Raw genomic sequence first — 11,184 nt, forward strand, 5'->3', positions numbered from 1 at the left:
GAGTTCCCCGGCCATCGGTGCTCAGACTTGCGCCGGCGCGATCTCCCGCCGTTCGGCCTGGATCTCGCGCACCCGCGCGCCCTCGACATCGATATCGGGCACGATCCGGTCCAGCCACTTCGGCATCCACCAGGCCCACTTGCCCAGCAGCACAAGCACAGCGGGAATGAGCACCATCCGGACGACGAACGCGTCGAGTGCCACACCCGCCGCGAGCGCGAAGCCCATCGACTTGGCGGTGACATCGGATTCCAGCAGGAACGAACCGAACACCGAGATCATGATGATCGCCGCCGAGGTCACCACGCGCGCACCGTGGTGATAGCCCTTGATCACGGCATCGGTGGGATCGGCGCCGTGCACGTATTCCTCGCGCATGCGGGTCACCAGGAACACCTGATAGTCCATCGCCAAGCCGAATACCAAGCCGATCAACATGATCGGCAGGAAGCTGACCAGCGGATGTGGATCCTGGATCAGCCCGAGCTTGCCTTCCTGGAAGATCAGCACGGTCGCGCCGAAGGTGGCCGCCATCGACAACAGGAAGCCGAGCGCGGCGGTGAGTGGGACCAGGATCGAGCGGAACACCAGGATCAGCAGGATGAACGCGGCGCCCGCCACGATCGCCATATACGGAACGATCTTGCTCAACAGCACATGGTCGATGTCGGCGTAGATCGCGGTGGTTCCGGTGATGCCGTACGACATGTTGTACTGCTCGTGCAGATCGGATTCCGCATCGCGCGCCGACTGCACCAGATCCTTCGTCGACTGCGCGTTGGGTCCGGTCTTGGGGATGCCGTTGATCAGCGCGCCCGCCCCGTCCTTGCTCATCTGGGGCTCGGTGACCAGATCCATGTCGGGGTAGGACTGCAGCTTGTCGCGCAAGGCATCCAGCGCCGCCGGACGCTGGTCGGCGGGGGTATCGCTGAGGTCCACGGCGACCTGGAGCACACCGTTGCTGCCCTCGCCGAAGCCTTGGGTGCGCAGGTCGTAGGCCTGACGGACGGTCGTCGACTTGGGCAGGCTGTCCTCGCCGGGCAGGCCGAGGTTCAGGTTGAGCGCCGGTGCGGCGAGCAGGCCGAGCACCACGATGGCCAGCAGCATCATGATCGAGGGGAATTTGGCGATCACCCTGGCCACGCGGGTGCCGTTGGTGACGACAGTGTCGTCCTCGGGATCGTGCTGGGCGATCAGCGGCAGCTTCGGCTTGAACAGCGCCTTGCCGAAGGCACCGAGCAACGCGGGCATCAAGGTGATGGCGGTGAGTACGGCGAACGCGGCCGCGATGGCACCGCCCAGACCCATGAACGTCAGGAATCTGACCCCGACGATGCTCAGCCCCACGAGCGCGATGATGACGGTGAGCCCGGCGAACACCACCGCCGAACCCGCCGTCCCCAATGCGGTACCGGCCGCTTCCTCGGCTGAATCCTGTACCGCCAGGTCATGTTTGTAGCGCGAGACGATGAACAGCGCGTAGTCGATCGAGAGCGCGATGCCGATCATCGAGGCCAGGAACGTGGTGAAGCTCGGCACCGACAGCACCGAGGTCGACAGGAAGATCAGCGAAGTCGCCGCGCCGAGTCCGACGATCGCGGTGATGATCGGCACGAACGCGGCGACGATCGCGCCGAAGGCCACGATCATCACCACCAATGCCACAGCCATACCGATCATCTCGGACTTGCCGCTGGGCATCTGCTGTTCCGTCGCGATGGTGCCGCTGATCTCGACCGTCAGCCCGGCGGCGCGGGCGGTGTCACCCGCGTTGTAGGCGGCCTCGCGTTCGCCGGCGGTGACATCGGCGAAGTTTTTGATCGTGAATGGGACGCTGATGAACGCGACGGTTTCGGGTTCGGTCTTGTTCAGCACATTGAGCGGCGCGGCGATGCACTTGGATGGATCGGGTTGCGCGGTAAGGCAACCCATTTCCTCGGTCGCGGCGATCGGATTCTCGATCGGCTTGGCATGGTCGACGATGTCGAGTTGGCCCAGCTTGCCGATCAGCTCTTCGAGCGCCGCCCGGTTGGCCGGGTCGGTGAGCTTCTGCCCGGTCGGCGCCCCGACGACATATGTGCCGGTCACCGCGTCGAAAGCGAAGCCCTCGGACATACCGGGGAAGTGCTTGTCGAGGATTTCGGTGGCCCGCTCCGAGGGCAGGTTCGGCATGCTGAAGTCATCGGTCATCGGCTTCTGCAGCGAGGAACCAAGCCCTGCGAGCACCATGAAGAACAGCAACCAGACGGGCAGCACAATCCATTTGCGGCGAAAGGCCAGCTTGCCCCACCGGTAGAGATAGATGGACACGGTTCTTCTCCTCGTGGATCGGTGCGGAGCGCGGATCGGAGGTATAGCCGGGTCGAACTAGACTTGAGTCTGCTGCCCAGCAACCGCGATATCAAGCACCGGTCCAGCCTGGATGCCGAAACAACACGGCCCCGCAATCCGGTAGGCGGATTGCGGGGCCGTGTTGTTCAGTGGCGGATCAGCCGACCGAAACCGGGTGTTTCACCGTGTGGGCGCTCTCGGCGCGCAGCTGCTCGAGCTTCGCACCTTCGACGTCGATATCGGGCACGATGCGGTCGAGCCACTTCGGCATCCACCACGACCACTTGCCCATGATCACCAGCAGTGCGGGCACGATCACCATGCGGACGATGAACGCGTCGATCGCCACACCGGCGGCCAGCGCGAAACCGAACGACTTCGCGGTGACATCGTTTTCCATGATGAAGGAACCGAACACCGAGATCATGATGATCGCGGCCGAGGTCACCACGCGGGCACCATGGTGGTAACCGGCGACCATCGCTTCCTTGGGCGATTTGCCGTGCACGAATTCCTCGCGCATGCGGGTCACCAGGAACACCTGGTAGTCCATCGCCAGACCGAACACCAAGCCGATCAACATGATCGGCAAGAAGCTGACCAGCGGTTGTGGATCCGAGATCAGGCCGAACGCGCCCTCCTGGAAGATCAGCACGGTCGCGCCGAAGGTGGCCGCCATCGACAACAGGAAGCCGAGCGCCGCGGTGAGCGGGACCAGGATCGAGCGGAACACCAGGATCAGCAGGATGAACGCGGCACCGGCCACGATCGCCAGGTACGGCAGGATCTTGCTCAGCAACACGTGGTCGACATCGGCGTAGATGGCGGTGGTGCCGGTGATGCCGTATGCCATGCCGTACTGCGCGTTCAGATCTGCTTCCGCGCCACGTGCCTCGGCGACCAGGTCCTTGGTGTCCTGATTGTTCGGCCCCGACTTCGGGACACCGTTGAGGATGGCGCCCTGCTTGTTCTCACTCCACTGCGGCTCGGTGACGTAGTCCATGCCGTCGTAGGACTCGAGCTTGGCGCGCAGCGCGCCGACCGCGGCATCGCGCTCGCCCTCTGGCGTCGCACTCAGGTCGGCGGCGACCATGAGCACACCGTTGCTGCCTTCGCCGAAGCCTTCGGTCCGCAGGTCGTAGGCCTTACGGACGGTCGAGGTCTTCGGCATGCTGTCTTCACCGGGCAGGCCCAGGTTCAGGCCGGCGGCGGGCGCGGCGAGCCCACCGAGCACGACTACCGACAGGATCAGCGCGACCCACGGGGCCTTGGCGATCAGCCGGGCGAAGCGCTGACCGTTGGTCACCGAGTTGTCGTCATCGGGGTCGTGCTGCGCCACGATCGGCAGCTTCGGCTTGAACAGCGACTTGCCGAAGGCGCCCATCAGCGCCGGCATCAGGGTGACGGCGGTGAGCACGGCGAACGCGGCGGCGATAGCGCCACCCAGACCCATGAAGGTCAGGAACTCCACGCCGACGATACTGAGCGCGCCGAGCGCGATGATGACGGTGAGACCGGCGAAGACCACGGCCGAACCGGCGGTACCGAGCGCGGTGCCCGCGGCTTCCTCGGCCGAATCGCGCACGGCCAGTTCGTGTTTGTACCGGGAGACAATGAACAGCGCGTAGTCGATCGACAGCGCGATACCGATCATCGAGGCCAGGAAGGTGGTGAAGCTCGGCACCTCCATCACCGAGGTTCCGAGCATGATCACCGAGGTCGCGGCACCGAGGCCGACGATCGCGGTGACGATCGGTACGACCGCGGCGACGAGGGCGCCGAAGGCCACCACCATCACGATCAGCGCGACACCCATGCCGATCAGTTCGGACTTGCCGCTCGGCTGTTCCTGCTTGGTCGCGATCGAGCCGCTGAGCTCGACGGTCAGGCCCGCGTTGCGGGCTTCGGCGCCGACATCGAACGCGGCAGCGCGCTCGGCGTCGGTCACGTCGGTGACGGCCTTGATGGTGAACGGGACGCTGAGCACGCCGACGGAGCCGGGCGCGGTCTCGCTCAGCACATTGAGCGGAGCGGACGAGCACTTCGACGGGTCAGGGTTGTCGAGGCAGCCCATCTTGTCGGTGAGCTCGATGGGGCTGCTCAGCTTCTTGTCGTGATCGACGATATCGAGATTGTTGAGCTTGGCGATGAACGCGTCGATCGCGGCGCGGTTGGCCGGGTCGGTGAGCTTCTGACCCTCCGGTGCGCCGATCACGTAGGTGCCGGACACGGCGTCGAACTTGAACTGCTCGGACATGCCGGGGAAGTGCTGGTCGAGGATCTCGTTGGCCCGGGCCGACGGGAGCTCGGGCATGCTGAAGTCGTTGGACATCGGCTTGCTCAGTGTGGCGCCGAGGCCGCCGAGCAGCACGAACAGCAGTAGCCAGACCGGCAGGACAATCCATTTACGGCGGAAAGCGAACTTTCCCCATCTGTACAGGTATACGGACACGCGGGTGCTCCTAGCGCGAAGAACGGGTGGGTGGCATGGCTCGTAGACAGCACTCGCGGGCCATCCCTGCGGGACCCGCCTCCACAACATCGTTTTCTGCCTACCGTGCGGTAGGTAGACTACCTAGTGGATAAGTGGAGGAGCAACCTCAATATTTGGGGGCTCCGGATGCGTCACACCGAATCATGGGAGGATTGCCGCCATGCCCGCCCGAGACATCGCCGACACCGTCACCGCAGGTGGAGGTACCAAACAGGCGATCCGCGATGCGGCGGTTGCGCTGTTCGCCGCCAAGGGTTTCGAACAGACGAGCCTGCGCGAGGTGGCGGATGTGGTGGGAATCACAAAGGCTTCGCTCTATTACCACTACGCCTCGAAGCTCGATCTGCTCCTCGCGATCATCGATCCGATCATCGACCACATGCGCGGCATCGTCGAAGACATCGAGGCCGTGCCCTACAACGACGAGGGTATCCGCGCGGTCCTGCGCACCTATCTGCGCGGCATGATCCGCCACCGCGACGCGGGCGCGCTCTGCGTGCGCGACACCGCGGCCATCGTCAACGCCATCGCCACCCGCTACCCCGACCTGATGGAACCCACTCGTGAGCTGCGGCTGTGGCTGGCCGGTCCCGACCCGACCCAGGGCTCGACACTGCGCGCCGCCGCGGCGATCGAGGTGCTCGGGGTGGCGCTGCTGTCCTCGGAGCTGGTACCGGGCGCCACCGACGAGGTGGTCGAGAAGACTCTCCTCGACGCGGCAACCTCGGTACTGACCGCGGGCAGGACCGCGTAAGTTCGACACCGTGCATATCACCGCCAAGGTCGATTACGCGGTGCGAACGCTGCTCGAGCTCGCCGCGGCCGACGGAGTCGTCAAGTCCGAGGCCATCGCCGCCGCCGCGCAGATCCCACCGAAGGTGCTCGAGACGGTGCTGGCCGAACTGCGCCGTGCCGAGCTGGTGCTGAGCAGGCGCGGGCCCGACGGCGGGTATCGCCTCGGCAGGCCCGCGACGGAGATCTCGGTGGCCGATGTGATCCGCGCGGTGGAGTCGCCGCTGGCGTCGGTGCGCGGGCAGCGGCCCGAGGATGTGCGATATCCCGGTGCGGCGGAACCCTTGCAGCAGGTGTGGATCGCGCTGCGGGTCAATATCCGGGCCGTGCTGGAGAATGTCTCCATCGCCGATATCGCCGCGGACCGGCTGCCCGGTTTCATCGGTGAGCTGGTCGCCGACCCCGGCGCGTGGGCACGTCGCGAGCCGCGCACACCCGCCGGCGCCTGAGTTATCCACAGGCTGAGAGTTATCCACAGGGTGGGTAAAAGTGCTCGGCGCTGGTCACCCGTGCGCTGTAGCCTTCGACCATCATGTTGATCACCCTGCTGCGGACCTACCTGGCCCCGTACCGCGCCCAGCTGGCGGGTGTCCTCGTACTCCAGCTGATCTCGGTTATCGCGATGCTCTACCTGCCCAGTCTCAACGCCGACCTGATCGACGACGGTGTCACCAAGGGCGACATCGGTTTCATCTGGACCACCGGTCTGTGGATGCTGGCGGTGAGCTGCGTGCAGATCGTGGCCTCGTCGGCGTCGGTGTATTTCGGCGCGCAGGCGGCGATGGGTGCCGGTCGGGATATGCGCGGTGGCGTGCTGCACCGGGTGGAGACGTTCTCGGCCAGGGAGGTCGGGATGTTCGGCGCGCCGTCGCTGATCACCCGCTCGACCAACGATATCCAGCAGGTCCAGCTGCTCATCGTGATGTCGGTGACGATCCTGGTGATGGCGCCGATCATGTGCGTCGGTGGCGTGATCATGGCGGTGCGTGAAGATCGCGGGCTCTCGTGGTTGCTGCTGATCGCGGTGCCCGCCCTTGCCATCGCCATGGGCACGATCGTGGCCAGGATGGTGCCGGGGTTCCGGCAGATGCAGGAACGCATCGACGGGGTCAACCGGGTGTTGCGCGAGCAGATCACCGGCATCAGGGTGGTGCGCGCGTTCGTGCGTGAGCGGCAGGAGATCTGGCGCTTCGGGATGGCCAACACCGCGCTCACCGACGCCTCGCTGCGCGTGGGCAAGCTGATGGCGCTGATGTTCCCGACCGTGATGTTGATCAGCAATCTGACCGCCGTCGGGGTGATCTGGTTCGGCGGTCACCATGTGAACGACGGCACGATGCAGATCGGCTCGCTCACCGCGATGCTGTCCTATGTCATGCAGATCCTGATGGCCGTCATGATGGCCTCGTTCCTGGCGATGATGGCCCCGCGTGCGGCCGTCTCCGCCGATCGGATCGGTGCGGTGCTCGAGACCGAGTCCTCGGTCCGCCCACCGCGGCTGCCCCAGCTGTTCAAGGGCGACCCGGCCACGGTCGACCTGCAGTTCGCGGAATTCGCCTTCCCCGGCGCGGAGAAGCCGGTGCTGCGCGGAATCCGATTCGAGGTCACGCCCGGTACCACCACTGCCATCGTCGGTTCGACCGGCGCCGGCAAGACCACGCTGATCAACCTGATCCCGCGCCTGATCGACGTCACCGACGGCGCGGTCTATCTCGGCGGCACCGATGTGCGCCACCTCGACCTCGAACTCCTGCGCGGTGGCATCGGCTTGGTGCCGCAGAAGGCCTACCTGTTCTCCGGCACCGTCGCGACCAACCTGCGCTACGGCAAGCCAGAGGCCACCGACGAAGAACTCTGGCACGCGCTCGAGGTCGCCCAGGCTGCCGATTTCGTGCGGGAGATGCCGCGGGGGCTCGACACCCCGGTCGCCCAGGGCGGCACCACGGTGTCGGGCGGTCAGCGCCAGCGGCTGTGTATCGCCCGCGCGCTGGTGCGCAAGCCGCGCATCTACCTGTTCGACGATTCGTTCTCCGCGCTCGATGTCGCCACCGACGCCCGGCTGCGCGCCGCGCTGAAGCCCGAGACCGCCGACGCCTCGGTGATCATCGTGGCCCAGCGCATCCAGACCATTCGCGATGCCGACCAGATCGTCGTCCTCGAAGACGGCGCGATGGCGGGCATCGGAACCCATGACCACTTGATGCAGCGCTGCTCGGAGTACCGCGAGATCGTCGAGTCCCAGCTGAGCGTGGAGGAAGCCCGATGAGGCCAGGTGGACCCGTACCCGGAGCTCCGGGTTCGAAGGCCAAGTCGTTCCGTCCGTCGCTGAAGCGACTGGTGGGCAGGCTGGCTCCCGAGAAGTTCACCGTCGGTGTGATCGTCGCGCTAGTGATCACCTCCGTGGTGCTCAATACGCTCGGCCCGTATCTGCTCGGCAAGGCGACGAACCTGGTGTTCGACGGTTTCGTGGGCAAGCAGCTCGAACCCGGGCTCACCAAGGACCAGACCGTCGAGCTGCTGCGCAGGCAGGGCGAGAACACCCGCGCCGACATGCTCTCGGCGATGAACGTCATCCCCGGTACCGGCATCGATTTCGACGCCGTCGGCCGCGTGCTGATGCTCGTGCTCGTGCTGTATGTGGCCGCCGCGGTATTCGGCTGGCTGCAGGGCTATCTGCTCAATATCGCCATCAACCGGACCGTGAAGCGGTTGCGCGACGAGGTGGAGCAGAAGCTGCACCGGCTGCCGCTGCGCTACTTCGACACCGCACCGCGCGGTGACGTGCTCAGCCGCGTCACCAACGATGTCGACAATGTCTCGCAGAGCTTGCAGCAGACAATGAGTCAGCTGCTGGTCTCGCTGTTCTCCGTGATCGGCATCCTGATCATGATGTTCTGGATCTCGCCGCTGCTGGCGCTGATCGCGCTGCTCACCGTGCCCGCCGCGATCGTGGTCACCGCGCAGATCGCCAAGCGATCCAAGCCGCACTTCGTCAACCAGTGGAAATTCACCGGCGAGGTGAACTCCTCGGTGGAAGAGGCCTACACCGGCCACGAGATCATCACCGCGTTCGGTCGCGGCCGCGAGGTCGGCGAGGAATTCGATCAGCGCAACCAGAAGCTCTACGACGCGAGCTTCAAGGCGCAGTTCATCTCCGGCCTGATCATGCCGGCCATCATGTTCCTCGGTAACGTGAACTTCGTGTTCATCGCGCTGGTCGGCGGGCTGCGGGTGGCCACCGGCAACCTGTCGCTCGGCGAGGTGCAGGCGTTCATCCAGTACTCGCGCCAGTTCAGTCAGCCGCTCACCCAGATCGGTGCGATGGCGAACCTGCTGCAGTCCGGCGTCGCCTCGGCGGAGCGGATCTTCGAGATCCTCGATGCCGAGGAACAGAGCCCCGATCCGCTGGTGGAGAACTCGCGTCCGGTGGATCGCGGGCGGGTGGAGTTCGAGGCGGTGTCCTTCGGCTACGACCCGCAAACGCCTGTCATCGAACGGCTTTCGCTGGTCGCCGATCCCGGCCATGTGGTCGCCATCGTCGGCCCGACCGGCGCGGGCAAGACCACGCTGGTGAACCTGCTGATGCGCTTCTACGAACTCGACGCGGGCACCATCGCGATCGATGACGTCGACATCACCACCATCACCCGCGACCATCTGCGCTCGCGCATCGGCATGGTGTTGCAGGACACCTGGCTGTTCAAGGGCACCATCCGCGAGAACATCGCCTACGGCAACCCGACGGCATCGGAGGCCGACATCCAGGCCGCGGCCCGCGCTGCCTACGTCGACCGGTTCGTGCACTCGCTGCCCAACGGTTACGACACGGTCATCGACGAAGAAGGCGGCGGGGTGAGCGCGGGCGAGAAGCAGCTGATCACGATCGCCCGCGCGTTCCTGGCCAAGCCGTCGATCCTGATCCTGGACGAGGCGACCAGCTCGGTCGACACCCGCACCGAGTCGCTGGTCCAGCACGCCACCGCGGCCCTGCGTCGCGATCGCACCAGTTTCGTGATCGCGCATCGGCTTTCGACGATTCGTGACGCGGATCTGATCGTCGTGATGGACAAGGGGCGCATCGTCGAACACGGCACCCACGAGCGGCTGCTCGCCGAGCGCGGACCGTACTACAACCTGTACAACGCCCAGTTCGCGGCCGCCCAATAAGTCCAGGGTCTGGCCTGCCGCAACCCGTATAACGCCCAGTTCAGACGCATCATTCTCACCCTGGCACGATGGGCCCGTGGCAGAGAGCAGTGAGTTCGCCTTCGAAGTAGGCACCCGCCTCGACGGGGGCAGGCATGGCCGGACCGGGATGATCTCCACCCCGCACGGTGAGATCGCCACGCCCGCTTTCATTCCGGTGGGGACGAAGGCTTCGGTGAAGGCCGTGCTGCCGGAGACGATGAAGGAGATCGGGGCACAGGCGCTGCTGGCCAATGCCTATCACCTGTACTTGCAGCCCGGCGCCGATGTCGTCGACGAGGCGGGTGGGCTCGGCAAATTCATGAACTGGTCCGGGCCCACTTTCACCGACAGCGGTGGGTTCCAGGTGATGTCACTGGGAGTCGGGTTCAAGAAGGTCCTCGCCATGGAGGCCGTGGATATCCGGTCCGACCAGGTGATCGCGGCGGGCAAGGAGCGGCTGGCCACCGTCGACGACGACGGGGTCACCTTCCGTTCGCACCTGGACGGTTCCAAGCATCGCTTCACGCCCGAGGTGTCGATGAGGATCCAGCACGAGTTGGGGGCCGACATCATGTTCGCCTTCGACGAGCTGACCACGCTGATGAATACCCGTGGCTATCAGGAGAAGTCGTTGCAGCGCACGCACGAGTGGGCGCAGCGCTGCATCGACGAACACGAACGGCTCACCGCCGTGCGCGGTCATCGGCCCTATCAGGCGCTCTTCGCGGTGATCCAGGGTGCGCAGTACGAAGACCTGCGGCGCAAGGCTTGTCGTGAGCTGGAGACGATCCGGGGAATCCGCGGCTCGGAATTCGATGGCTACGGCATCGGCGGAGCCCTGGAAAAGCACAATCTCGGCACGATCGTCGGGTGGTGCAGTGATGAGCTGCCCGAGGACAAACCGCGCCACATGCTGGGGATCAGTGAGCCGGAGGACATGTTCACCGCGATCGAGAACGGCGCGGACACCTTCGACTGCGTCAATCCGTCGCGGGTGGCGCGCAACGCCGCGATCTATGTCGACGAGGGGCGTTTCAACATCAACACCGCCCGGTTCCGCCGGGACTTCACCCCGATCGACGAGAACTGCGACTGCTACACCTGCGCCCACTACACCCGCGGCTACCTGCATCACCTGTTCAAGGCCAAGGAGATGCTGTCGGCGACGCTGTGCACAATTCACAACGAGCGCTTCACGATTCGGCTTGTCGACCGGATCAGGGGGAGCATCGAGGGTGGGTACTTCGATGAGTTCAAGAAGGAGTTTCTGGGGCAGTGGCGGGGGCGGATCAAGGTGCCGGGGGAGTAGAGGTCGGGGAGGCAGGTGTGCGGGGGAGTAGGGGTCGGGGGAAAGGACTACCGGGGGTACGGGGCGCCAG

The 11,184-nt window shown here is 65.3% G+C and carries 7 protein-coding genes; 5 read left to right on the plus strand and 2 right to left on the minus strand.

Features of this window, described 5'->3' with window-relative positions; translation table 11 throughout:
* Nucleotides 1-21: 21 nt before the first annotated feature.
* Both ACTWPB_RS01165 and ACTWPB_RS01170 read right to left on the minus strand, forming a co-directional pair.
* Nucleotides 22-2,310 (minus strand): MMPL family transporter, encoded by a 2,289-nt coding sequence (locus ACTWPB_RS01165; RefSeq protein WP_446223907.1) that lies wholly within the window; start codon nt 2,308-2,310, stop codon nt 22-24.
* A gap of 178 nt (nt 2,311-2,488) precedes the next feature.
* Nucleotides 2,489-4,783, minus strand: coding sequence for an MMPL family transporter (locus ACTWPB_RS01170; RefSeq protein WP_446223908.1), 2,295 nt, complete (start codon nt 4,781-4,783; stop codon nt 2,489-2,491).
* A 202-nt stretch (nt 4,784-4,985) separates the two neighbouring features.
* Here ACTWPB_RS01170 and ACTWPB_RS01175 point away from each other — a divergent pair, with 202 nt between their 5' ends.
* The 5 genes from ACTWPB_RS01175 (at nt 4,986) to tgt (ending at nt 11,114) form a co-directional block, all read left to right on the plus strand.
* Entirely contained in the window at nt 4,986-5,579 is a 594-nt protein-coding gene (locus tag ACTWPB_RS01175; protein WP_446223909.1) for a TetR/AcrR family transcriptional regulator, read from the plus strand.
* 10 nt (nt 5,580-5,589) lie between these two features.
* Nucleotides 5,590-6,066 (plus strand): RrF2 family transcriptional regulator, encoded by a 477-nt coding sequence (locus ACTWPB_RS01180; RefSeq protein WP_446223910.1) that lies wholly within the window; start codon nt 5,590-5,592, stop codon nt 6,064-6,066.
* An 83-nt stretch (nt 6,067-6,149) separates the two neighbouring features.
* Entirely contained in the window at nt 6,150-7,883 is a 1,734-nt protein-coding gene (locus tag ACTWPB_RS01185) for an ABC transporter ATP-binding protein (RefSeq protein ID WP_446223911.1), read from the plus strand.
* The gene (locus ACTWPB_RS01190) at nt 7,880-9,784 is read left to right on the plus strand and encodes an ABC transporter ATP-binding protein (protein ID WP_446223912.1); all 1,905 of its coding nucleotides are present in this window, start codon (nt 7,880-7,882) and stop codon (nt 9,782-9,784) included. Before ACTWPB_RS01185 ends, ACTWPB_RS01190 begins: the two co-directional genes overlap by 4 nt.
* Before the next feature lie 76 nt (nt 9,785-9,860).
* Nucleotides 9,861-11,114, plus strand: coding sequence for a tRNA guanosine(34) transglycosylase Tgt (gene tgt, locus ACTWPB_RS01195; protein ID WP_446223913.1), 1,254 nt, complete (start codon nt 9,861-9,863; stop codon nt 11,112-11,114).
* The last annotated feature ends 70 nt before the right edge of the window (nt 11,115-11,184 follow it).

The sequence above is a fragment of the Nocardia sp. IBHARD005 genome, from assembly GCF_052814245.1.

What these genes read in the sequence shown, in the direction of transcription:
- ACTWPB_RS01175 (WP_446223909.1), top strand. Translation starts at nt 4,986, where the DNA reads ATGCCCGCCCGAGACATCGCCGACACCGTCACCGCAGGTGGAGGTACC.
- ACTWPB_RS01190 (WP_446223912.1), top strand. Translation starts at nt 7,880, where the DNA reads ATGAGGCCAGGTGGACCCGTACCCGGAGCTCCGGGTTCGAAGGCCAAG.
- ACTWPB_RS01185 (WP_446223911.1), top strand. Translation starts at nt 6,150, where the DNA reads ATGTTGATCACCCTGCTGCGGACCTACCTGGCCCCGTACCGCGCCCAG.